At 24.2% G+C, this 23,782-nt stretch carries 22 protein-coding genes and 1 tRNA gene; 3 read left to right on the top strand and 20 right to left on the bottom strand.

Features of this window, described 5'->3' with window-relative positions:
* The 6 genes from BT993_RS02095 to BT993_RS02070 form a co-directional block, all read right to left on the bottom strand.
* A partial coding sequence (locus BT993_RS02095) for a DUF997 family protein (protein ID WP_143604231.1) occupies nt 1-107 on the bottom strand: 107 nt, incomplete at its 3' end.
* Nucleotides 104-739, bottom strand: coding sequence for a pseudouridine synthase family protein (locus BT993_RS02090; RefSeq protein WP_072592998.1), 636 nt, complete (start codon nt 737-739; stop codon nt 104-106). The genes BT993_RS02090 and BT993_RS02095, both read right to left, overlap by 4 nt.
* Nucleotides 729-1,931 carry a pyridoxal phosphate-dependent aminotransferase gene (locus BT993_RS02085; protein ID WP_072592997.1) on the bottom strand — a complete coding sequence of 401 codons (1,203 nt, stop codon included), beginning with the start codon at nt 1,929-1,931 and terminating at the stop codon, nt 729-731. Before BT993_RS02085 ends, BT993_RS02090 begins: the two co-directional genes overlap by 11 nt.
* Nucleotides 1,915-2,547: a YoaK family protein gene (locus BT993_RS02080; RefSeq protein ID WP_072592996.1), complete on the bottom strand. Its 633-nt coding sequence runs from the start codon at nt 2,545-2,547 to the stop codon at nt 1,915-1,917. The genes BT993_RS02085 and BT993_RS02080 overlap by 17 nt, the downstream gene beginning before the upstream one ends.
* On the bottom strand, nt 2,537-2,977 hold the full coding sequence (locus tag BT993_RS02075) for a nucleoside 2-deoxyribosyltransferase (protein ID WP_072592995.1): 441 nt from the start codon (nt 2,975-2,977) through the stop codon (nt 2,537-2,539). Before BT993_RS02075 ends, BT993_RS02080 begins: the two co-directional genes overlap by 11 nt.
* Nucleotide 2,978: 1 nt before the next feature.
* Nucleotides 2,979-3,581 carry a DUF1361 domain-containing protein gene (locus BT993_RS02070; RefSeq protein ID WP_072592994.1) on the bottom strand — a complete coding sequence of 201 codons (603 nt, stop codon included), beginning with the start codon at nt 3,579-3,581 and terminating at the stop codon, nt 2,979-2,981.
* A gap of 126 nt (nt 3,582-3,707) precedes the next feature.
* Between BT993_RS02070 and BT993_RS02065 the strand changes: the two genes are divergently transcribed.
* A tRNA-Lys gene (locus BT993_RS02065) sits at nt 3,708-3,783 on the top strand.
* Nucleotides 3,784-3,878: 95 nt separating this feature from the next.
* Here BT993_RS02065 and BT993_RS02060 read toward each other — a convergent pair.
* The 4 genes from BT993_RS02060 to nrdI are packed head-to-tail and all read right to left on the bottom strand — an operon-like array spanning nt 3,879 to nt 8,542.
* Nucleotides 3,879-5,030, bottom strand: a complete 1,152-nt coding sequence (locus BT993_RS02060) for an MFS transporter (RefSeq protein ID WP_072592993.1) — start codon at nt 5,028-5,030, stop codon at nt 3,879-3,881.
* A gap of 9 nt (nt 5,031-5,039) precedes the next feature.
* Nucleotides 5,040-6,041 (bottom strand): class 1b ribonucleoside-diphosphate reductase subunit beta, encoded by a 1,002-nt coding sequence (gene nrdF / locus BT993_RS02055; protein ID WP_072592992.1) that lies wholly within the window; start codon nt 6,039-6,041, stop codon nt 5,040-5,042.
* A 15-nt stretch (nt 6,042-6,056) separates the two neighbouring features.
* Nucleotides 6,057-8,141, bottom strand: a complete 2,085-nt coding sequence (gene nrdE, locus BT993_RS02050) for a class 1b ribonucleoside-diphosphate reductase subunit alpha (protein ID WP_072592991.1) — start codon at nt 8,139-8,141, stop codon at nt 6,057-6,059.
* Nucleotides 8,141-8,542: a class Ib ribonucleoside-diphosphate reductase assembly flavoprotein NrdI gene (nrdI, locus tag BT993_RS02045; RefSeq protein ID WP_083557356.1), complete on the bottom strand. Its 402-nt coding sequence runs from the start codon at nt 8,540-8,542 to the stop codon at nt 8,141-8,143. The genes nrdE and nrdI overlap by 1 nt, the downstream gene beginning before the upstream one ends.
* A gap of 207 nt (nt 8,543-8,749) precedes the next feature.
* Here nrdI and BT993_RS02040 point away from each other — a divergent pair, with 207 nt between their 5' ends.
* Nucleotides 8,750-9,514 (top strand): hypothetical protein, encoded by a 765-nt coding sequence (locus BT993_RS02040; RefSeq protein WP_083557355.1) that lies wholly within the window; start codon nt 8,750-8,752, stop codon nt 9,512-9,514.
* A 36-nt stretch (nt 9,515-9,550) separates the two neighbouring features.
* Nucleotides 9,551-11,305 (top strand): NAD nucleotidase, encoded by a 1,755-nt coding sequence (gene nadN, locus BT993_RS02035; protein WP_072592990.1) that lies wholly within the window; start codon nt 9,551-9,553, stop codon nt 11,303-11,305.
* Between the two features lie 28 nt (nt 11,306-11,333).
* On the opposite strand, the gene BT993_RS02030 is transcribed toward nadN, so the two are convergent.
* From BT993_RS02030 to BT993_RS01985, 10 genes are all read right to left on the bottom strand, one after another.
* Nucleotides 11,334-12,689 (bottom strand): MATE family efflux transporter, encoded by a 1,356-nt coding sequence (locus tag BT993_RS02030; protein WP_072592989.1) that lies wholly within the window; start codon nt 12,687-12,689, stop codon nt 11,334-11,336.
* A gap of 47 nt (nt 12,690-12,736) precedes the next feature.
* Complete coding sequence (gene rpsO / locus BT993_RS02025) at nt 12,737-13,000, bottom strand: 30S ribosomal protein S15 (protein WP_072592988.1); 264 nt, start codon at nt 12,998-13,000, stop codon at nt 12,737-12,739.
* A 598-nt stretch (nt 13,001-13,598) separates the two neighbouring features.
* Entirely contained in the window at nt 13,599-13,778 is a 180-nt protein-coding gene (locus tag BT993_RS02020; protein ID WP_072592987.1) for a hypothetical protein, read from the bottom strand.
* Between the two features lie 103 nt (nt 13,779-13,881).
* Nucleotides 13,882-14,403, bottom strand: coding sequence for a helix-turn-helix domain-containing protein (locus BT993_RS02015; protein WP_072592986.1), 522 nt, complete (start codon nt 14,401-14,403; stop codon nt 13,882-13,884).
* A gap of 284 nt (nt 14,404-14,687) precedes the next feature.
* Nucleotides 14,688-17,288 (bottom strand): autotransporter domain-containing protein, encoded by a 2,601-nt coding sequence (locus tag BT993_RS02010; protein WP_072592985.1) that lies wholly within the window; start codon nt 17,286-17,288, stop codon nt 14,688-14,690.
* A gap of 176 nt (nt 17,289-17,464) precedes the next feature.
* Nucleotides 17,465-18,382 carry a manganese-dependent inorganic pyrophosphatase gene (locus BT993_RS02005; RefSeq protein ID WP_072592984.1) on the bottom strand — a complete coding sequence of 306 codons (918 nt, stop codon included), beginning with the start codon at nt 18,380-18,382 and terminating at the stop codon, nt 17,465-17,467.
* Nucleotides 18,383-18,395: 13 nt separating this feature from the next.
* Nucleotides 18,396-19,127, bottom strand: coding sequence for a diacylglycerol kinase (locus tag BT993_RS02000; protein WP_072592983.1), 732 nt, complete (start codon nt 19,125-19,127; stop codon nt 18,396-18,398).
* On the bottom strand, nt 19,124-19,588 hold the full coding sequence (gene ybeY / locus BT993_RS01995) for an rRNA maturation RNase YbeY (protein WP_072593000.1): 465 nt from the start codon (nt 19,586-19,588) through the stop codon (nt 19,124-19,126). The genes BT993_RS02000 and ybeY overlap by 4 nt, the downstream gene beginning before the upstream one ends.
* A gap of 1 nt (nt 19,589) precedes the next feature.
* On the bottom strand, nt 19,590-21,632 hold the full coding sequence (locus BT993_RS01990; protein WP_072592982.1) for an HD family phosphohydrolase: 2,043 nt from the start codon (nt 21,630-21,632) through the stop codon (nt 19,590-19,592).
* 57 nt (nt 21,633-21,689) lie between these two features.
* On the bottom strand, nt 21,690-23,693 hold the full coding sequence (locus BT993_RS01985; protein WP_072592981.1) for an ATP-dependent DNA helicase: 2,004 nt from the start codon (nt 23,691-23,693) through the stop codon (nt 21,690-21,692).
* Between the last annotated feature and the right edge of the window lie 89 nt (nt 23,694-23,782).

Raw genomic sequence — 23,782 nt, 5'->3', positions numbered from 1 at the left:
TCAACATTTTTAGGTGGATAAATATATGCAAAATAATACCACCATACAAAATATAATAAATAAATTATACTTGTTATTAAAGCCTCTTTATCAATTTGTTTTTTCATAAAATATCCCCTTTAAAAATAATTTTTTCTAAAACTAAAAATTTAGGATCCATAGGTTCTTTTTTTCCTTTTAAAATATATCCACTCATTCTTCTAACTTGTTGTGGCATAAAAGAATTACCCTCAAAATAAAGCCTATCTTCTATATAGGTTACTTTAATATCTCTAAAATGATTTTTTAGTTTTAACCCCTTATGATTTGTAAATTCTGAAAAATCCTTATATCCACTAACTTCTTCACATCTTTTTAATATAGTTTCCTCATCAACATTTAAAAATTTCTTAGGGTAAAAATAGATATATATTCTTTTTTCAACAATATCTGGTAAAACTATATCATTTCTTGTCTTTATAACATTTTTAATTTTTAATCCTTGAATATCTACATCTATATCAAGTATATTTAAGTCAAAATCATCAGCTATAAAATAAATATAATTTGAATATGCTGATACCCTTGCATCTGTTCTACCAGCTTGTTGTAATCCCTTATATATCTTTATTCCTTTTGATAAAATATATTCTTTAAGTACACCTTTTACTGTTTTTTTATCCTTAATTTCATCAAAACAATAAAATTTCTTACCCTTATATGATATTTCTAATAAATATCCATTTTTTCTATTTCCCATTATATTCCTTTAATGCTATTTCTAATAAATTTATACCCTCTTCAATTTCTCTAAGATTATTCCCACAGAAAGAAAATCTTAATTCATTTTTACCTAAGTTTCTATGTTCACTTGCATAAAATCCACTACCTGAGGCAAACATTAAAGTTTTTCCATTATGTCTAAAATCACATAATAACCACTTATTAAATTCTTCGGTATCTTCAACAGGAAGTGAGGCAAAAATATAGAAAGCTGCATCTGGTTTATTTGCTTTTACACCCTCTATTAAACTTAATTTTTCATACATTAAATCTCTTCTTTTCTTATACTCTGCTCTAACATCATCTATATATACATCAATTCCTCTTACAAGATTTGCACTAGCATACTGCTCTATAGTTGAAACAGATAATCTTGCTTGACAGAATTTTAAAGATTGAGAAATAATATCCTTATTTCTCGATGCAAGTATTCCTATTCTAGCTCCACATGCACTATAATGCTTAGATATACTATCTATCATTATTACTCTATCTGAGATGTCCTCAAAACTTAAAAATGATTTAAATTTTGTATCAACATCATATATAAACTGTCTATATACTTCATCAGAAATAATAAATAAATCAAATTCTAATGCTAACCTCTTTATATCTTCTATTTCTCTTTCATTTAATACAACACCAGTTGGATTAGATGGATTAGAAAACAATATAGCCTTAGTTTTAGGTGTAATTAATTTCTTCATTTCCTCATAACTCGGTAATCTATATCCCTCTTCTATCTTTGTAACTATAGGAACTAATTTAGCATCTGCTATTCTTAAAAAAGAATCATAATTTGAATAATATGGCTCTGGAACTAATACTTCATCATCTTTATTACATATTGTATTAATTGCAAACTGTAATGCCTCACTACCACCATTAGTTACTAAAATTTCATTTTTAGAAATTTTAAGATTGTATCTTGAATAATATTCAACAAAAGCATCAAGTAATTCTTCTAACCCTTGTGAATTTGTATATTTAATTATTTTTTCTTGATATTTTGTAACTCCATTAAAAAAAGAATCAGGAGTTTTAACATCTGGTTGACCTATATGAAATTCAAATATTTTTACACCATCTTTTTTTGCTTTATCAGCAAAAGGTACAAATTTTCTTATAGGTGAATATTGCATTCCTAAAACTTTATCTGATAATTTCATTTTTTCCCACTCTCTCTATAATATATAATATTAATAACAATATTAAAACACAAACATATATTGAAAATTTATCTAAAAATATTATACTAATATCTCCTAATAAAGCACCTGATAGAAAACCACTAACTACAACAAAATAATCTTTAATATCTTGTTTTTTCCCATTAGCTAAAGCTTCAACCAATGCTCTAGTATTACCTGTACACATAGTAGACATGTATACATTATCTGAAATTCTTCTAAATGTTTGTATTTGTATTCCTGATATAAAAGCTATCAAAGATACAGCAATTAACTGTAAACCTATAAAAGGTATAAATAATAAAATTAATATTTCTAAAAATATTACTAATTTAGAAAATTTAATTGTAATTTTTGATTTAATTTTTTCTGCGATTAAAACACCAAAACAAAAAAATATTATTGGAACTACATATTTAGTAACATTACTTAATTCAAATCTTTTCAAATTAAAAACCATTAATACTAAATTTCCAGTAATAGTTGTAGCAAATACTTTTCCTAACAATAAATATGAATAAATTTCTAAAAAACCACCTATCATTGTAAGAAAAAATGCAATTCTTCTCTTATTTATAACAATACTATTTATCATATTTTTCTAACTCTTTCATTGCTTCTTCAAATGAATAAACTAAAACACCATATTTTAGTATTCCACCAAGTACAAAATGATTCATTGCATAACTTGGTATATCATATTTATTTGCTGATTTAAGTCTAATATCTGAATTTATTGCAATAATCTTTTTATTATGTGCAATTGCAAGTCCTAATTCAACCATTACTCCTGAATCTTCATTAGTCATGTCAAGAATAACTATATCTGAATTAATAATTGCATTAGCATCGCCCTCATATATATCTATAGGTGTTGGTAATGTTTGCTTATTTTCATTAAATGGTTGTTCAATTGGATTAAATAAATCAATATTTGAAAATTTTTCTCTTAATAATTTTCCTTCTTTTAATCTTTGTGCTACTTCAGCTTCATTAAATAATGACCCTGCTAAATAAACTTTCATTTTATTCCTCCTCTAAAATTATTACAAATAATTGTATAAATGCAAACAATAATATATACTTAATATTCTCAGTATTTATTTGTTTAATAAAAACATAAAAAGTTTTACTTGGATAAATAAATAAGTCCCATGAATTTAATCTAATAAATCTTCCCACAAAAACTGCAAGACCTGTTAAAAATGAAACCACTGAATAAAAAGTATATTTTGTAAATTTACTCATTCTATACTTCTTAACATAATTATTTATTGCAAGATAACTTAATTTCATAGAAATAATAACAGCTAGAAATATAAGGGAAACTTTTATCCAATTTAAATAGTTCATAAAATAAACTACTTCAGCTCCTCTTTTATAAAAAGTTAAATTGCTAATATGTATTAAATCTGTAAATAAATAAACTGCATTAGGATAAAATATTAATGCAATGAAAGATAAAATAATATCTACAAAAATATTTTTCTTCTTTATATTGCTAATATAAAATGGAACATATGCTAAAAATAAATTCCATGTTAAAAAATAATATTTGGGATAAATTAAATTTGAAAGTATAGCAAATCCTAAAGAAATTAAACTATATTTTATAAATGTTTTTCTCATTTTTCTCCTTAAAAATAAAACATACATCACTATGTATGCTTATATATTATTTAATAATTTTATCATATTTTATTATTTTTTTCTATTGATTTTTAATAAAAAGTGTTGTATACTCTTTATGTATATGAGCCAGTAGCTCAGTTGGCAGAGCAACGGACTCTTAATCCGTGTGTCCAGGGTTCGACCCCCTGCTGGCTCACCATTGTATATTAAAAATTAATTGCTAGTAAATACTAGCTTTTTTTATTTATATATTTTATTAAAAACATGTATCATTAAAGATACATGTCATATTTATTATTTATCTTCTAAATTTAACATTAATATTACAGTTCCTATAAAAGATAAGATTAAAGAAGTCAATAACATGAAATTTAATGAATATATTTCAATTATTTTCCCACCCAATAAATTTCCTAATATAGAACCTATAGTTGCTGATACAGCCATATAAGCTTGTCCTTTTATTCTATCTTTTTCTTCCATAATATGATTTGTATAATAAACTGAAACAGGTACATATATTGCATATCCAGCAAATTGTGTAATTTGTGCTATATAAAATAAGGTAATATTACCTGTTAAAAGTGTAGCATATGTTATTATTACCTTTGTTAAAAAGGCAATAGATGATATTTTTAATAATTTTGAATAACCAAATTTTTGATTTAGTTTCAATATATAAAACATGGCTGGTAATTCAACTACAGCAGATAGCATAAACCCTATACCTACTTCTTCCGAACCTCTACCTAAACTTTCTAAAATATTTCTCATAAATGTATTTAAAGTAGTATGTGTAAAAAATACAAATACCATTCCTAAAAGTACATAACAAAACTTATTATACTTATGAAAAAAATCTATAAAATTTGTTTTAAGTTCTAATTCATTATTTATTATTTCTTTCTTTATATCTTTAAAACTAATGATGACAAATATAACAAACAATGATAATATAGTTGCCCATATAGGTATAAATTCAAATCCTATCTTAGAACCTAATAATCCATAAAAATATGATGAAATTGCAAATGCAGCAGATCCCATACCTCTTGCTAACCCAAAATTTACATTTTCTCCCTTATTTATATATTGAAATATAAAAGTATACATATATGTTTGAGCATTAAGTAATCCTGTAATTAAAATTACAAAAAATACTGAAACCATAATCTTATTACTTGTATAACTAATAAATAAAGCATTTACTAAAACTAATCCCATTGATGCTACAAGTGAATTTTTTACTGTTATTGGCTTATAAATCTCAATAAATTTTGCCGTTAAAGGTTGTAATAAAACAGAAAAAAATGAAGACAATGCCATAATAGTTCCAATTAATGTTGAATTAAATCCTCTCGAACTTAAAAAGCTATTTGCAAAAGCATATACAGAACTAAACATTGCCCAATATAATATTTGCATCAAAGTATATTTTTTAGTCATTTTTACCTCCTAAATATCTAAATCTGTATCAAAATCTTCTTTCCAATCATCATCATTTAAATGTACAACTTCTAAGGTCTTTTCATAATTTGTAGATTTTTTAGAAAAGAAATCATGTTGTGTAGTTTCAACATTTAATCCATTTAATACTATAGCATTAACTTCTTTAATTTCAAATTCTTCCTTAAATCCTAAATTCATTAAAGCCTTATTCCCGTTATATCTAATATATTCCTTAACTTCTGATGTAAGTCCAACATCTGAATATATCTCATCAGTAAATTTCAATTCATTTTCATATAATTCATAAAATAAATTCATTATTTCTTTTTTAACACTTTCTTTTTCAACAAATGTCATTTCTTCAAATATTTCTTGAGCTAATTTACCTACGAAAACACCGTGTATAGATTCATCAGCAATTATTTTTTTAATAATATCTGAACTTGCAACCATTTGACCATGACCAGAAAGCCAAAGTGGTAAGAAAAATCCACTATAAAATAGGTATGATTCTAAAAAAACAGATGCTACTAATGCCATATATATTTCTCTTGGAGTAGCATTAGGATTATTTAAACATTGATAATATTCATCAATCTTTTCTGCTTTAAATTGTAAATATTGATTATTTTGTACCCATCTAAATATCTCATTTATTTCTTCAGTTGAAGCAACTGTAGTAAATATTGTTGAATATGATTTAGCATGTATAGATTCCATCATACACATATATGATAGAACCGATCTACATTGCAGTGATTCAATATGATCTATAATCTTAGGCATACCTGTATGAGATTGTAATGTATCAAGTAATGTTAATCCTCCTAATACCTTTTTATAAGTTTCTCTCATTTCAAATGATAAAGAATTCCATGAATCAATATCCTTTGATGGTATGTATTCTGTATCTATCCAAAATTGTCTTAAATTTTGTTCCCAAAATGTTTCTACATAATCATTATCTAATGTATTCCAATTAACAGCTTTATATATCTTTTTTTCCATTTCAATTTCCTTTCATTATACTGAACAGCTTAAACACTCTTCAATAGTTGATTTTCTAGTTCTTGTATAGTATAAAGATTTTAACCCTAACTTATGAGCTAAAATATATAGTTTTGATAAATCTCTTGTAGTATCATTAGTCTTAGTATAAAGAATAGTTGATATCCCTTGATCTACATGTCTTTGAATTACAGATATCAATTTAAGTATATTTTTTTGATCCATATCATATGCAGATTTATAGAAAAAGAAATTATCATAATTTAAATATGGCATAGGATAAAAAGTAGTAGAATCTCCATATTCTCTAACTTCAACCTTATCAACTATAGGCATAACAGATGCAGTTGCATTCATAATATATGAAGTCGATTGATTCGGTGCTATTGCCATTCTATATGCGTTATATACACCATATTTCATTACATTTTCCTTTAATCTTGTCCATTCTTCTATTCCTGGTATATTTATGTCTTCAAATAATTTTTTAACTTTATCTGTTACTGGAACATATTCTTTAGTTATATATTTTTCAAAATATTTACCATTTGCATATTCAGATTTTTCAAATCCTACAAAACTTTTACCTCTCTCTTTAGCAATTTCCATACTTCTCTCTAATGAATAATAATTCATCATCATAAAGAATACATTACAAAAATCAAGTGCTTCACGTGATTCATATTGTATCATATTTTTAGCTAAATATCCATGTAAATTCATCGCACCTAATCCAACTGAACTTAATTCCTCATTTGCCTTTTTAATGCTTGGAACTATAGAAATATTTGTAATATCTGAAACTGTAGTTAATGAATCTATTGCATTTTTAACAACCTCTTCTATTGACTTATTTTCCATAACTGTAGCAATATTTAAAGACCCTAAATTACAAGAAATACCACGTCTAATAGTATCTTCTTCATAATAATTATTAATATCTGAAACTTCAGTAATTTGCATAATCTCTGTACATAAATTAGTAAATTTAACATCTCCTATTTCTTTTAAAGCATGTTCTTTATTCGCATTATCTTTAAAGAATAAATATGGATATCCACTTTCTTTTTGTGTTTGTGCAACCTTAACTAAAAATTCTCTTGCATTAATTTTTTTCTTTTTAACTCTAGGATTTGCTACAAGTTTTTCATACCACTCATTCATATTTAAATCATCTAAATACTTTCCATATTCCATATAAACAGAATGTGGATAGAATGTGTAACAAGGTAAATCATCACTTGCAAGTTCCATAAATTTATCTGGTATTATTACTCCTATAGATAATGATTTAATTCTAATTTTTTCATCAACATTAATTTTTTTAGTATCTAAAAACTCTAATATATCTGAATGAAATACATTTAAATATACTGCCCCTGCTCCTGGTCTTTGTCCTAATTGATTAGCATATGAAAAAATATCTTCAAGTATTTTCATTATTGGAAGTACTCCACTTGCTCTACCCTCAACACCTTTAATAGATTCACCTCTTGCTCTTAGTTTAGAAAGGTTAAATGCAACTCCACCTCCTATTGAAGATAGTTTCATAGCCGATTCAAACGCATAACCTATTCCTGATAAATTATCTCCTATTTCATCTAAAAAACAAGATACAAGTTCTCCAGATCTTTTCTTTCCAGCATTTAAAAATGTTGGTGTTGCTGGTTGATACTCTTGATTTATTAACATTTTTGCATATTTTAATGCTTTTTCTTTATTTCCCTTAGCTAAATAAAGAGCTACTATAGATACTCTATCTTCATATCTTTCCAATATTTTTTCTCCAGTATCATCCATTAAAGCATAACTTTGATAAAATTTTGATGCAGCCATATATGATTGAAATCTAAATTTTTTAGAATATACAAATTTAAAAACTTCGTTAATTTCTTCAAAAGAATACATATTATAGAAATTTATATAATAATCTTTTTCAATTAAATAATCTATTTTTTCTTTTAAATTATGGAAAAACACCGTATTTTTATTAATATGGTCAACAAAATATGAATAAACTGCTTCCTTATCTTTTTCAATTTGTAATTTTCCATCACTGTTTTTTACCATTATTTCATTATTTAAATAAACCCATTTCATTAGTTACTCTCTCTTTCTTTTTCATATTTCTTTAATTTTCTAATATATTCTTTAACATCTTGCATAGTTCCAGAAAGTTCAAATTTAAAAATAAAATGAATTCCATATTTTTCACTAATAAGTTCTCCAGCTTTTGCAAAATTCTTACCCCAATTCATATTACCACTAGAACATACAGTTTTAATTTTCCTATAATTCTCATTATTAGTTAGAAAAAAATCTGTATTTTTTGAAATTTGTCCAAACCCAGTTGTAAAAGTTATCAAATGTCCCTCTTTTTCAACTATAGTTTCAGATGAAATTTTTATAAATTCAAAATCTTCATAATTCTTAATTTTACAAATAAATTTTTCAACATTACCTGTCAAACTTTCATAATATATTATAATTTTTTTATTCATATTCTACCTTTCAAAACACAATATATTGTGTTAAATACTATACATTCATTCCATTATAATGTAATTATGTATATAATAACCTTTTTCAATTTCTTTTGCAATAGATTAATTTAAAATATTTTTTTATCTTGGATAATAAAAATAGTGTATTGCTTTTTGGCAATTTTGAATGTATAATTAAAATGAAATGCTAGGGAGATGATGTTAATGAAAAAAATGCTTTTATTATCATTTTTATCTTTGATTGCATTATCTAATGTTAATAATTTTAATAAAGATAATATATCAAAAAATGATAAAAATGATTTTGAAATAGTAAGTACAAAATATACATATTTTCATTCAATAAATTCAAAAAAAGAGAAGAAATATTATGAAGATTTAATGTATAAAATAGATCGCAATAAAGCAAATCAATTCAAAAAACAGGTTGAAGATGTAGAAAAAATATTTTCACGTGTATTTAAAAGTGAAAAAAATTTAGTACCTAAAATAATAAAGTACATCTACTTTGAACCTATTAAAACAGATGATAAAAAGCTTATTGACGAACAAATACAAAAGATTATGGTAGCATTTAATGCTAATGATAATTCAATAATTTATATCAATAATACTGATAATAATGCTGAACAATTTTTAGACAGAATTTATTCAAGAGCTAATAAAAATCAGGTTTTATTATTTAACAACAGTGATAAAGATATACTTAATACTATTAATGAACAAATAAAAAAAGATTATCCTGAAAAGAATAATTTTTCATTAATAGAAGTTAGAGTATTAATAATTTCTGCTTCTTCTAAAGTAAAAGAAAAACTTGCATTATCAAATGCAATATTTAATAAAGAGCTAAAAGGAGTTGAAGTTGACGATTTTTCTTATCTTGATAAGCAAAGATATCTTTTAGATACAACAGATCAAGAAACAAGAGAAAAAACATTTAAATCATTTATTAATGGTATATATTAAGAGAATATATAAGTAAGAAAATTTAGGAGGATAAAGATGAACAAAAAACTATTAGCTGGATTATTAGCTGTTTCAACACTTGGGTTTTCAGCAAACAAAGCACTTGATTTAAGCATAATCCACATTAATGATCACCACTCTTATTTAGAACCAACTGAACAAAGAATTACAGTTGATGGTAAACAATTCAAGGTTAATATAGGTGGATTTTCAGCAGTAAACCAAAAGATAAAAGAATTAAGAAGAACTCGTAAAAATCCATTAGTATTACATGCTGGAGATGCAATTACAGGTACACTATACTTTACATTATTTGGTGGGTCAGCTGATGCTGCTGTAATGAATGAAGGTAAATTTGATTACTTTACTTTAGGTAACCATGAATTTGATGCAGGTAATGAAGGGCTATTAAAATTATTGGAACCATTAAAAATACCTGTATTATCAGCAAATGTTATACCTGATAAAAGTTCTATTTTACATAACAAATGGAAACCTTACGCTATAAAAGTTATTAATGGTGAAAAAGTTGGAATAATAGGATTAGATACAGTAAGTAAAACTGTAAATTCATCTAGTCCAGGTAAAGATGTTAAATTTTATGATGAAGTTACTACTGCACAAGTAATGGCAAACGTTTTAAAATCACAAGGTATTAACAAAATTATCTTATTATCACATGCTGGTACTGAGAAAAACTTTGAAATAGCTCAAAAAGTTAATGATATAGATATAATAATAACAGGAGATTCACACTACTTATATGGTAATGATGAATTAAGAAAATTACAATTACCTGTAATACATGAATATCCAACAGAATTCAAAAGTCCTAATGGAGAACCTGTATTCGTAGTTGAAGCATGGGCTTATTCAGGTGTAGTTGGAGATTTAGGAGTACATTTCACTAAAGATGGTATAGCATCTATAACTAGAAAAAATCCTTATGTGTTATTACATACTGATAAATTAAAAACAAAAAATAAAGATGGAGTATGGGCTGAATTAGAAGGTAAAGAAAGAGAACATATTTTATCACACTTAAAAGCTCTTAAATCAATTTCATTTGCAAAAGAAGATCCAAATACTTCTAAGATATTAGCTAAATATAAGGCTGAGAAAGATGTATTAGCAAAACAAATAATAGGTTCAATTTCAGGAGCTAATATGCCTGGTGGTTCAAATAATAGAATACCTGGAAGAAAAGGTGCTTCTGAACATGGTTCAATAGCTACAAGATTTGTTGCTGAAACTATGTTAAATGAATTAAAATTCGTTGATTATGTAATACAAAATTCAGGTGGAGTAAGAGCTGACATACTTTCTGGAGATGTATCATTTAATGATGCTTATACTTACTTACCATTTGGAAATACTCTATATACATTTAAAATATCTGGAGCAGATACTTTACAAGTATTAGAAGATGCAATTAACTTTGCTTTAACTAAATCTACAGGAGCTTTCCCATATGGAGCTGGAATAAGATATGAAGCAAATGAAACTCCTGATGCTAATGGTAAGAGAATTGTAAAAGCTGAAATATTTAATAAAGAAACTGGAATGTGGGAAGAAGTAATGCCTGAAAAAATGTATGTAGTTGGAACTAACAACTATATTGCAAGTGGTAAAGATGGTTATGCTACATTTGGAAAATTATTCAAAGATCCTGCTGCTGAAGGTACAGATTCATTCTTACCAGATGCTGAAAGCTTTATTAAATTCATGAAAAATAATCCTGGATTTGAATCATACACAACATCAAATGTTATATTCCATAACGCAAAATAAAAAAAGGCACAGATTAATTTCTGTGCTTTTATATTTCTAAAGTAATTTTCATATATTCCATTTGTTTTTTCCATGCAATAATAAATACCATTACAGATACTATTCCTTTAAATACCATTGAAAAATGTATAGTCCACCAAATAGATAATAAACCAAAGATAGGTAATGTAATCATAATTATAGGAATCCTCAAACTAGTTCCAACTATACCTATAATATTAGGTTCTTTAGTTTTTCCTACACCATTAAATGCTCCCGTAGTAATAATTTCTATCCCCTGTGGAATTTGTGCTAATCCAATAATTGTAAGATATTTAACACCCTCTTCTATAAGTCTACTATCCATAAAGAACATAGAATAAAGTGGTCTAGCAAAAAAAACAAATACTGTTGTAAGTAAAAGGCAAAATCCTGAAATACTAATAATTGACACCTTATATATCTTTAAAATTCTATCATATTTACCTGCACCATAATTATGCCCTATAAATGTTGCTACTGCTGCTGCAAATCCCCCTGCAACATTCCATGAAAATGATTCAAATTGTATCCCTAATCTTTGAACTCCTAAAATACTCTCATCTACTTCTGATATCATTTTAGCAATAACAATAGAAATTAAAGTAAATAATGCTTGACTTATACCACTAGGTAATCCTAGTTTTATTATCTTTCTATAAAATTTAATATCATCTAATTTAAAGAATTTCATATTTCTAAATACAGAATTTTTTCTCTTTAAATACAAGAATAATAAAATAACTGATATTAATTGAGAAAATACTGTTGCTATTGCAGCACCCTTTATTCCAAAAGGAAATATACCTAAAAATATATAATCAAGAAAAATATTTAATACTACTCCTAATGAAAGAAATATGAAAGGACCTAATGTATCTCCTTGTCCATTAATAATAGCTGATAAATTTTGTGATAAGAATAAAAATATAAATCCAAATGTTGATATTCTTAAAAAATCAATAGCTGGATATAAATAATTGGGGCTTTTAACTCCAACTATTTTTATTAATTGTTCTGCAAATATATATGTAATTAATCCATATAATATTGAAAAAATAACAGAAATAATTAACGATACCCTTGCATATCTTTTTGCTGAATTTTTTCTATTAGCACCTATAGATTGTGCCACATATATTTGTACACTATTTTTTGTTATAAATAACAAAGCATAACTTAAACCGATATAGAAACTTGCAGCTGTTGCAGAACTTACTGCATCATCTCCAAGATAATAACTTATAAATTTTATATCAGTAAGATTATATAATATAGACATTAATGAAGTTAAAATAATTGGAAATGCCAATTTAAATAAATTAATACCTATACTTCCTTCTACTAAACTTAATTTTCTTTTCATTGTTGCTCCATATATTAAATTTAAAAAGGAACTTACGTTCCTTTTTATTATTTTCTAATTCCTAATTTTTCGATTAATTCTCTGTATTCATCTACATTTCTATTTTTAATATAGTTTAATAATCTTCTTCTTTTACCAACTAATTTTAATAATCCTGCTCTTGAATGAACATCTTTAAAATGTAATTTTAAATGTTCTGTTAAGTGAGAAATTCTTTCTGTTAAAATTGCTACTTGAACATTAGCAGATCCTGTATCTTTTTCATCTTTTCCAAATTCTGCAATAATTTGTGATTTTGGTTTCATTGCCATTTTTATTTCCTCCTAAATATATATTATTTAAACCAAGCATATATTAGGCAAAAATATATCCTTAGTATAAATTCAAAGTTATTATAACATAACAAAATAAAACTTTCAAGTATTTTATATATCTTTGAATAATAAAGATTGATATGCAACACTCAAAAAAATTTTTATTAAAAAATGAAGTTGATTTGCAACACTTACATTGATTTATTAACTCTTATTTTATATAATATTAATGAAGATTATTTGTTCTTTAATAGAACTACCTCTTCAGATGTATAAGCCCTTAATGATAACTTATTTAAAAGTTTTATTCCAAATCTTTCAATAAACATATCATTAGGGGTTTTCCCATTATATCTAATCTTCTTTAAACTATTTATATTACTTACTACCTCATATATATCTTCTTGTGTTACACTACTTAAATCTGTATTCTTTATATATACTTTTCTAAGTAGTTTATGTATATTTTCTATTTGTGCTTTTTGGGTAGGACTTACTGCATCACAATAAAATATCTTACATCTTCTTTTTAACTTTTTCTTACTATAACATAACTCAGTATACTTTAAAAATTCACTCCCTCTATCTGTAAGTATTACTCCAAACTTTTTTTAAAATTACTAAAACCTATTTTACTTTCTATACTATCAAGAACCCTTAATACTTCTTGTGGACTTTTATTATCTAATTTATATCCCATTAAAAATCTTATTTTTGGAATAAATATTGTTAATATATATCCTTTAGTAAAAATAGAACCACAAACTAAATCCATTTCAACTGTATCAACATTTTCTTTCTTTACATATTCTAAATAATCTATATATTCTTTACCTTTTAAAAATTCATTCCTCTTTTGATATTCTACTTTCTCTTTATTATATTAATCTCTTCTTTTTATTAATATCTATTAAAATTCCCCTATTAATTAAATTATACATAGTTGTTTGAGAAAACATTTCATCATTATATTTTTCTTTCATACTAAGATATATATGACTCTTAGTTTGTCCTAATGATAATAACCTATTTATTTCTCTTATTAAATCACTATTGTTTTTCTTTATATTACTTATTGATTTTAATTTTTCATATTTTAATTGTGCTTTATATCCATCATATACCATAAAATGATATGAACATGTTTTATTTATATATCTAAAACATGAATTACATACATAGGGTGTTTTTTTTAATATACTGCATGGATGATTTACAATAATATCATTTTCACTTTTTGTTTTTAATGTAATTACTTTTGGATTTTTAACTAAATGTTTGTATTTTTCAATTTCTCTTAAAATTGTACTTGGACTTTTATTAAGTTTGTTTGCAATATTTCTTATACTTAGACCATCTTTAAGTCTTATTTCTATTTCAAGTCTTTCATTTATTTTCATCTTTATTTTTACCTTTCTAATGTTGCATATCAACTTAATAAAAAGGTGTTGCATATCAAGTTTAATTTTATCATTTTTAAAATTAAAAAAACATAGTATTAATACTACTTTTAGAACTTTTATTGTTTTAAAGCATATTCAATAAATTTTTTCTAAAACTCTGTAAGTATCATTTTTACTATGTTTCTTATTATTTTTTTAGTGTTGCATATCAATCTTTATTATTCATTTATATATCTTTTAAATTTAGGTTTGATATTTTATTTTAATCATAAAATTTTTCATTAAATTTTATAAAATAATCCCAACTCTACTCCATTACCCGTGTTTTTAACATCACTAAATCTATGTAACATATTTGTCCATAAACTTAACTTCTTATTTATCTTTATTTCTCTTAATCCCCACTTTATTTCAAAACTATTCTTACCATTATATCTATAATCTTCATCTTCTATCCTAACCCCAAATAAACTTGTATCATAATTCCAATTAAATTCTACATAAGGATTAATGTTTTTTGTTGTATATAAAATTAGATTTGTCCCAAGTCTTAATCTTAAATTAATATCAGTAAAATATTTTAATCCATCTACTTTCTTCATTATCGGTTCCGTTACTTTACTTAATATCAATTGCTCATATAAGCTTACATGCAATCTATTATTAAATATATACATATCTCCTCTTGTCCCTACCTCTATTGAACCCTTTAAAGAATGTAATCCATAATTAAATACATCTTTTATCTTTATTCTATTTTGTAAGTAATTGTAATTTATCCAATTATCTATGTAAAAATGTTTATTATTCCATGTATTATATAAACCTAATCCCAATAAGTTACTTTCTCCTTTTATTGTATTAATAAATCCTATATTTCCAAATATTCCATATTTATGTATATTGTTTTGCTTTATATCATAACCTACTAATATATTTATTATGTTACTATCTATATTTAAGTTATAACCTCTATTATTTGTAAATGTATTCTTACCTGATATATTTGATAACTTTGTCCATAATCTTTCCTTATCATGGTCATTATAGCTTAGATTAAATTCATTCCTTGCCTTTTCCATTGAATTTATTATTGTCGCTATAACAGGCTTATTATATTCTTGTTTTAAATACCATTTATTATCTTCTAATCCTAAACTATATTTAAATACTCCATGTTCTGGATTTAATAAATTAAAAGCATCTTGTGTTGAACTTGTTGTTTCTATTAATTTTAATTTCTCTTTAGTCCTTTTATACATTAAAGTATTATCTGGGCTTAATATATTTACTCCTGTTTTTCCCGTTACATTTCCATCTACTTTAAATATATCTGATTTTGGATTATTATTATCTATATATGTTCTCATTGATAATGTTCCATTATCTCCTACATAGTTTCCTTTAAGGTTAAAAGTATCTATTTCATTTTTATTCTTTAAAAAGCTTATTATTCCTTTATTGGTAAACTTTTCAGTTGCTTTTACACTTGAATTTTCTAATACATTTATAGTTGATGTTTTATCATTTGTAAACTTCTTTGTCTTTAGTTGTCCTTTATTTATATTTAATTTACTATTTTCAACTAATATTTCATTATTTGTTTTATACTCTCCATTTTTAAATGTCCAATCTGCATTTTGTAAATGTGTCTTTTCAAAATCTTTAAATTTATTAACATCATCAATTGTGTCTTTCCCTATTAATCTTAGGGTATCATTATCTCCCTCTGTACTATCTAACACTCCAGTTACATTTCCTAGTGATTTTATTGTAGTAATAGTCTCATTAGAATTAACTCTTTCTAATTTCAAATTCCCTTCTAACATTCCATTTTGTAAGTTAATTCTTAATGGTGCAAATTTTTTTATTCTTTCTTCTTCATAATTAGCACCATCAAATTTTGTATTTATATCCCCTTTAATTATACCATTATTTTCTATTAATCCAGTTAATGCTTCAAAATGAAATTGATTATTTCTATCTTTAACAAGTTCGATATAACCAAAATTTCTAAAATTTATTTTTCCAGCAGAAATATCAAAATATTTTGATTTAATTACAGCATTTTTAGTATTTAAATAATAAGAAACTTTATTATTTATATCATCATCCTCCATTGTACCTTCATCATTATATAGAGAAGTAATTTTACTAATAAGTGAAAATGTATTTATTATACCAGTATTTACAAATTTTAATTTTTTACCATAACTTAAAGCAAAATCTGAATTTGCTTCACATATTTTACCTTCATTCTTAAAATATGTTGAACCCTCATCGGTAGAATTTAACATTAAATCTCCACTTAATATTCCTGTTTTCCTGTTTATAAAAGTTACATTTTTTTCAGATTGTACAGAAACATCACCAATCATTTTTCCACCATTATCTAATAGTGATAATTCTTTACTATCAATACTAAGATTAGAATTAAATATACCTTTTCTAGAATTTTTAAAATAAGCATATTTAGAACCTATTTCAATTTTACGTGATGAGTTAGATTCTATTATGTTATTATTTATCACATATACTAAATTAGAATAATCTTCTCTTTTAACAATAAGTCGAGTCATTCCTTCAATTGAAATCCTACCATTGTTTATAAGCTTTAAGCTATTTGGTATATCATTTTCTTCTGAATATATCTTATTTTCATCAGAAGCTGTATAGTTATTATTAATTTCAATACTTGCTTTTTCATCATTTTTTAAATGAAATTTACCAGTTAAATTTTTAATAATGCTATCATATTTAATCTTTTTTTCAATTTCATTTATTTTTTTAATATCCTCATTTATTTTATCATCTATAGTTTCAGCATTAACTAAAATAGATATTAAAGAAATAAATGAAAGTATATACAGTTTTTTACTCATAATCATATCCTTTTTATTGATTGTTATTTTTTTATCAAATCAATAACATTATACCCCCCCCCAGAGATTTTGTCAATTATTATTTGTGAAATTTTATTACAATATTTCATAGTATAATAAAAAATGTATCTCTAAATCTATTGAGATACATTTCATAATCATGCTTTATGTATATTTTATCTAGTTTTAATTACTTCTGTTAATGGTGGAACTACTTGTTTTTTTCTTGAAACAACTTTTTTTAGTACTATAGTATTGTCATTTATTTTTTCATTAAATGCTCTTTCAACTACATCTAAATTATTTCCAACTACTAAACCAATTGAATTATTAGTTAAAATATTTGTAATAACAAATAGTACAAAAGTTGATTTTTCTTTTTCAATTAAATTATTCATTTCAATTAATAATTTTTCTTTTCTTTCAAGCATTTCAAATTCATTTACTGAATTTACTTGTGCTATAGACATTTTAATGTCTTCTACTTCAAACATTTTCATGTCCATATTTAACAATTCAACTTCTGTTTTTGAAGATAAATTTGTTCCAGCTTTTAACATTTCTAAACCATATTCTTTTAAATCAAGTTCTGCTATTTTAGCAAGTTCTTTACCAGCTACTACATCTTTTGGAGTACAAGTTGGTGATTTAAATAATAAAGTATCTGAAATTATAGCACTTAACATTAAACCAGCCATTTTTTTACATGGTTTAATATTATTTTCTTTATACATATCAAATAAGATAGTTGATGTACAACCAACAGGTTCAACCCTCATGTATAATGGATCAGATACATTAAAATTAGCAACTCTATGATGATCTATTACTTCTAAAACCTTAGCTTCTTCAAATCCATCTGCTGTTTGAGTTCTCTCATTATGGTCAACAAGTATAATAGATTCTCCTGCAACATTATCAATAAACTCAGGTGCATCAATACCAAAGTAATTTAATGCAAATTTTGTTTCTTCATTTATTTCCCCTAATCTTCTAGCTTCGGCTTTAATTCCTAAATCTTGTTTTAAATGTGAATAAACTATAGCTGAACAGATAGTATCTGTATCAGGATTTTTATGTCCAAAAATAATCATTTTTACCTCTCCTTTAATTTATTAAAGTTCCAAATTTATATAATATTCCTAAAATTAAAAAACTAATACTAAAACCTAAAATCGCACCTACTATAACTTCGCTTAATTTATGTATTTTAGATTTCACTCTACTTTGTGCAACTAATAACGCCATTAAAAATACTAATGTAATAATTCTAAGATCACTAGTTAAAAACATTACAATAGCAAGCATTGCAAATGCTATAGAAGAATGTCCACTAGGCATTCCACCCTCTAATGAAGTCCCTTTTTTTAAATATGCTTTTATTAATATTACAGATAATGAAACTAAGGTTATAATTATCATAGTAACATTACCTATTCTACCAACTAGTTTGAAAAAATTATCACCATTAAAATATAGTGCTATTAATCTATCATAAAAAATTAAATATCCTACACACACAGAACCTATAGCATTTACTAAAACTGCTCCTGCTGATACATCTTTTACAATTTTTGCTACCTCACTATATTCTGGAGAAACTAAATCTACAATTTTTTCTAAAGCTGTATTTAACATCTCTGAAAAAATCACTAGTGTTATCATAATTATTATTAACATAATCTCAAATTTAGTAATGTCAATTATTAAACTCAATATTAAAACCATTATTGCAAAAAATATATGTATTTTCATATGAATTTCACTTTTAATAGAATGTAATATTCCATTAATAGCATTATTGAAACTGTCAATCTGTGAATTTTTATTATTTTTCATATTTCCCTCGTATAATTAAATTCTGATAAATAATATTCTTCTTTTTCTCTCATTATTTTTTTATCATTTTCTTCAATATGATCATAACCTAATATATGCAGTAATCCATGAACTAAAACATAATAAAATTCTCTAATCACACTATGATTATATTCCTTACATTGTTCTTCAACTCTATCAAGTGAAATTACAATATCTCCTACAACTTCTACTCCACCAAAATTTTCAGTTTCATTATATGCAAACGATATAACATCTGTAGGTGTATCTTTTCCCCTATATTCTTTATTAATTTCTTGTATATTTTTGTTATCAGTTAATAATAGAGATATATATAGTTCTTTATCTAAATAATCTTTTCTTTCATTTTTAATTACAAATTCTGAAAATTCTAATATTTTATCTTCATTAATATATTCTTTATCTACTATATCTTGAAAACTGATATCTAAATTTAACATATTAATTTCCTCTCTTATATTGTATTCTCTCATGATATATACCACGAATTATACTTAAAAATGCCTTTGTAACTTTTTCAATTTCATTCATAGTCATATCACATTCTGAAAGTTGTCCATCTTCAACTTTTGATTTAATTAAATATCTTACTATTTTTTCAATATTTTCTGTACTTTTATCAGCATTAGCTCTTATGGCAGCTTCTATAGTATCAGCAAGCATTACTATACCTGATTCCTTAGTAGTAGGTTTTGGACCCTCATACCTAAAATCACTTTCAACAACTGATTCTTTATTTTCAAGTGCTTGATAGTAAAAATATTGTACTAAAGTATTACCATGATGAGATAAAATAATATCCAATATTTCATCTGGTAGGTTATATTGTTTTCCTAATATATATCCATCTTTAACATGTGATATAATAATTAAGGCACTAAGTGTAGGTTTTAAATTATTATGTGGATTTTCTATACCATATTGATTTTCAACAAAATATTCTGGTCTTTTCATCTTACCTATATCATGATAATATGAAGCAACTCTACATAATATTGGATTAGCATTTACTGCTTCTGCTCCTGCTTCTGAAAGAGCTCCTACCATTAAACTATGATGAAATGTCCCAGGTGCTGTAAGTAATAAATTTTTAAGTAATGGATTAGAAAAATTAGATAATTCTAATAATTTAATATCCGTAAGTATTTTAAATGTATTTTCAAAATATGGCAATAATCCTAAAGAAAATATACCCATAATTAGTCCTGATACAAGTGATATAATAACATTAGGAATAATTTGTATAAGATTAATATTTGAAATCAAGCCCATAGAAAATACTACTAAACTTTGTATCATTCCTATATATATACTATTTTTAACTATTTCATTTCTACTTATTACAGATTTATTAATATATATTGTTAGCATACTTAAAAAAATAACTGCAAATGTCCATTTTAAATCTTCTAAAACAAATATATAGTTAAATGTTATTACTGACATTGTAAATACCCAATTTTTAACAAGAACACTCGCTATAATTGCTGTTAAAAGATATGGTACAAAATATTTTAAATTACTATTATTATACAAAATCAAATAAATACTATTACTAAAAATTAATGTCAGCCATAATGGATAGAATGATTTTGAAGTAAATTCTTCTTTTAAATATCTAACTGAATAATTAAAGAATATCCCTGATAAGATTATAAATAATATTATCTCTCCTATTACCCTATATAATCCATCACTTTTATTAACATAGCCTAAATTTTTTAATTTATCATAAATTGAATCTGTAATTTGTGTTCCCTCTTTTAAGACAATATCTCCTTTTTCAATAACCACAACATTGTTCTTTAAGTTTTCCATATTTTTTTCTATTTTAGCTAATGTTTTAAATTTATTAATTTCTAAATTTGGTTCTATGAAATTTAACAATAGTCTTTTTTCTTCATCACTTAAAACTATCTGTTTTTCTGCAAGAATCTTATTAAAATCTGATTTATGTACAATACCATTTTTGTATATTTCTTCTAAAACATTAGATAAAAATAGATAATATTTTACACTTTTACTAATACCTATAGTTTTTACTTCCTGTAAAGTTAATTTCAAATCATTTGTCCTAATAAATTTCAAAATTTCATTATCATTATTTAAATCAATTTGACTGATATTTTGTAAAAATTGTTCTAATTTATCTAGTTGATTTTTAGCTACATCTTTTATTTCATCATACTCAGGTGTTGTATTTTGTTTGATTTTTTTTCTTAATTCATCATCAAGTATATCTCTGGTATAGCTTACATCTTTATGTGCAATAACATCTTTTTTTGCTATTGTTCCTATAGCATAATTAGTAGAATTATTATTTATTAACATAAACATAAAAAATACTGCAACCATAGAAATATACATTATTACTCTTCTATTAACATTTTGTTTAAAAAGTTTTTTTAAAATAGATTCTTTTTGTTCCATTTTATTATCAAATATATTTATTTGTAATATTTTCCCTAAAAAACTAATTTTCATTTCTATACCTCAACTCTTATTATATTAATACATTATACCATAAATTTTATTTAAAATCTATTTTAACAATATATCTTCTACATCTAATATTTCTATATTTCCTTTAGGTAAAGACTTTAAAATAGTCTTACCATAACTTTTTTTATGTATTCTTTTATCTAAAATAATAATATTACCTTTATCCTCTTTAGATCTTATTAATCTTCCTACTCCTTGTTTCATTTTAAGTACTGCATAAGGTAATTGAAATTCTCTAAAAGCACTATTTGAATTAAGTTCATTTAATCTATTACAAATACTACTAACAATAGGATCATCTGGAGCTTGGAATGGTAATTTAAATATTATTACATTGCTAAGTGCTTCCCCTTGTACATCTACACCCTCCCAAAAACTATAAGTTCCAAGTAAAATAGAATTTTCTTTTTCTCTAAACTTTCTTATAAGTTCTATTATTTCATATTCCCCTTGAGTTAAGACATTTAATCTATTACTGTACTTATTCAAATAATTACTAACAAACTTTAAATCTTTATATGATGTAAATAAGACAAAACATTTACCGTTATTCTTTTCAGCATATTCAAGAATAAATTTTGTAGCCATTTCATTAAAATTACTTTCACTAGGTAGGGGTAAATCATCAGGTAAATATATATTCATATTATTTAAATAATCAAATTCAGAGGGTATATTCTCCTCTATTACATCTGTTAATCCTAAACTATTTTTTATATACTTAAAATTACTACCTACAGTTAATGTAGCTGAAATTAATATTACTTTTCTTAATTTTTCTATAAAGTTTTCTCCAAATTCTTTAGAAATACTATATGGTGTTGCATTAATAATTGGAAATATATTGTCATTATCTAAATTAATCCAATATATATATTTTTCATAATCTAATTCAAATATTTCCTGTAAAATATCTAAATGTTCTTCCAGATTATTATATGTATTTGACAAAAATAATCTTAAATTATCTTGATCTAAATCATCTCTTTCTTCTAAAAAATTAATTAATCTACATATCTCTTTTTTTAAAATTAAATTACTACTAAATATTTTATCTAAAATACTAGTAACATTTAAATCATACATGTCATTAGTTAATATACCAACCTGATTTAAATTAGTATATTTTTCAACTATTTTTTTTCTTAATTCAACTAAAGAATAATAAATATTATCTATATTAGAAAAAAATATTTCCTTTAAGTCATCAATAAAAAAATCATTAGAATTATTAGAAATATTAACTATTATTTTAGCAATTAAACCAGCATTTTCAATATCTTTAACATTATTAGAATACAACTTCCCTATAATCTTAAATACTTCCTTAAAATTAAAAGTCATTGAAAAATATTTTCTAACAACACTTTCAAGATTATGTGCTTCATCAATAACTACTAAATCATATTTAGGTATAAGTCCTGTATTGTTATTCTGTTTAATAATATGATCAAGTAATAAAATATGATGATTGACTATAAAAATATTACAATGTTCATTCTTATTTCTTGTAGAATAAAAATAACAAGATTTGTAATAAGGACATTTTGTAGAAAATGTACTATCCTTATCAGACTTTATCTCATTCCATAATTCGTTATTTATCTTGTATTTAATATCACTTCTATCTCCACTTAGAGAAGATTTTACTGCTTCAATTAAATCTACATACTTTTCATCATTAGATTTCATAATTAAATCTTGTAATTTTCTTTTACAGATATAGTTATTTCTTCCTTTAATTAAAGTATATTTCATTTTTTCTCCAAATAATTGTTTCAAAAGTGGTAATTCTTTATTTAAGATTTGATCTTGAAGATTTAAAGTGTTAGTAGAAATTACAATGTTTTTCATTTCCTTTAATGCAAAATCTATTGTAGGTATCAAATACCCTAAAGTCTTACCAGAACCTGTTTCAGCTTCAAGTAATACAGGAGTATTATTATCTATACCTTTTTTTATTGTATTAGACATATTAATCTGATTTTCTCTTTTTTCAAAATTATAATCAGAATATAATCTACTATATATTTTTTCTATCATATTTTCACCTAATAAAATTATATCAAATATATTTCAATAAAAAAAGACTTGATTTTAATTGCTAAAAATGTTAAAATAACTTGTTAAAT

It is taken from the genome of Streptobacillus ratti, assembly GCF_001891165.1.
GTDB classification, from domain to species: domain Bacteria; phylum Fusobacteriota; class Fusobacteriia; order Fusobacteriales; family Leptotrichiaceae; genus Streptobacillus; species Streptobacillus ratti.
This window is presented reverse-complemented; position numbering and strand designations above follow the sequence as displayed.

Bases quoted from the DNA above. Each gene is read 5' to 3' on its own strand.
- BT993_RS02015 (WP_072592986.1), bottom strand. From the start codon at position 14,403: ATGAAAATAAATGAAAGACTTGAAATAGAAATAAGACTTAAAGATGGT.
- rpsO (WP_072592988.1), bottom strand. From the start codon at position 13,000: ATGGCAATGAAACCAAAATCACAAATTATTGCAGAATTTGGAAAAGAT.
- BT993_RS02040 (WP_083557355.1), top strand. From the start codon at position 8,750: ATGAAAAAAATGCTTTTATTATCATTTTTATCTTTGATTGCATTATCT.
- BT993_RS02075 (WP_072592995.1), bottom strand. From the start codon at position 2,977: ATGAAAGTTTATTTAGCAGGGTCATTATTTAATGAAGCTGAAGTAGCA.
- BT993_RS02080 (WP_072592996.1), bottom strand. From the start codon at position 2,547: ATGATAAATAGTATTGTTATAAATAAGAGAAGAATTGCATTTTTTCTT.
- BT993_RS02010 (WP_072592985.1), bottom strand. From the start codon at position 17,288: ATGAGTAAAAAACTGTATATACTTTCATTTATTTCTTTAATATCTATT.
- BT993_RS02020 (WP_072592987.1), bottom strand. From the start codon at position 13,778: ATGGATTTAGTTTGTGGTTCTATTTTTACTAAAGGATATATATTAACA.
- nrdE (WP_072592991.1), bottom strand. From the start codon at position 8,141: ATGAAATGGGTTTATTTAAATAATGAAATAATGGTAAAAAACAGTGAT.
- BT993_RS02030 (WP_072592989.1), bottom strand. From the start codon at position 12,689: ATGAAAAGAAAATTAAGTTTAGTAGAAGGAAGTATAGGTATTAATTTA.
- BT993_RS02005 (WP_072592984.1), bottom strand. From the start codon at position 18,382: ATGATTATTTTTGGACATAAAAATCCTGATACAGATACTATCTGTTCA.
- BT993_RS01985 (WP_072592981.1), bottom strand. From the start codon at position 23,693: ATGATAGAAAAAATATATAGTAGATTATATTCTGATTATAATTTTGAA.
- BT993_RS02070 (WP_072592994.1), bottom strand. From the start codon at position 3,581: ATGAGAAAAACATTTATAAAATATAGTTTAATTTCTTTAGGATTTGCT.
- BT993_RS02090 (WP_072592998.1), bottom strand. From the start codon at position 739: ATGGGAAATAGAAAAAATGGATATTTATTAGAAATATCATATAAGGGT.
- BT993_RS02085 (WP_072592997.1), bottom strand. From the start codon at position 1,931: ATGAAATTATCAGATAAAGTTTTAGGAATGCAATATTCACCTATAAGA.
- nrdF (WP_072592992.1), bottom strand. From the start codon at position 6,041: ATGGAAAAAAAGATATATAAAGCTGTTAATTGGAATACATTAGATAAT.
- nadN (WP_072592990.1), top strand. From the start codon at position 9,551: ATGAACAAAAAACTATTAGCTGGATTATTAGCTGTTTCAACACTTGGG.
- BT993_RS02060 (WP_072592993.1), bottom strand. From the start codon at position 5,030: ATGACTAAAAAATATACTTTGATGCAAATATTATATTGGGCAATGTTT.
- BT993_RS01990 (WP_072592982.1), bottom strand. From the start codon at position 21,632: ATGAAAATTAGTTTTTTAGGGAAAATATTACAAATAAATATATTTGAT.
- BT993_RS02000 (WP_072592983.1), bottom strand. From the start codon at position 19,127: ATGAAAAATAATAAAAATTCACAGATTGACAGTTTCAATAATGCTATT.
- nrdI (WP_083557356.1), bottom strand. From the start codon at position 8,542: ATGAATAAAAAAATTATAATATATTATGAAAGTTTGACAGGTAATGTT.
- ybeY (WP_072593000.1), bottom strand. From the start codon at position 19,588: ATGTTAAATTTAGATATCAGTTTTCAAGATATAGTAGATAAAGAATAT.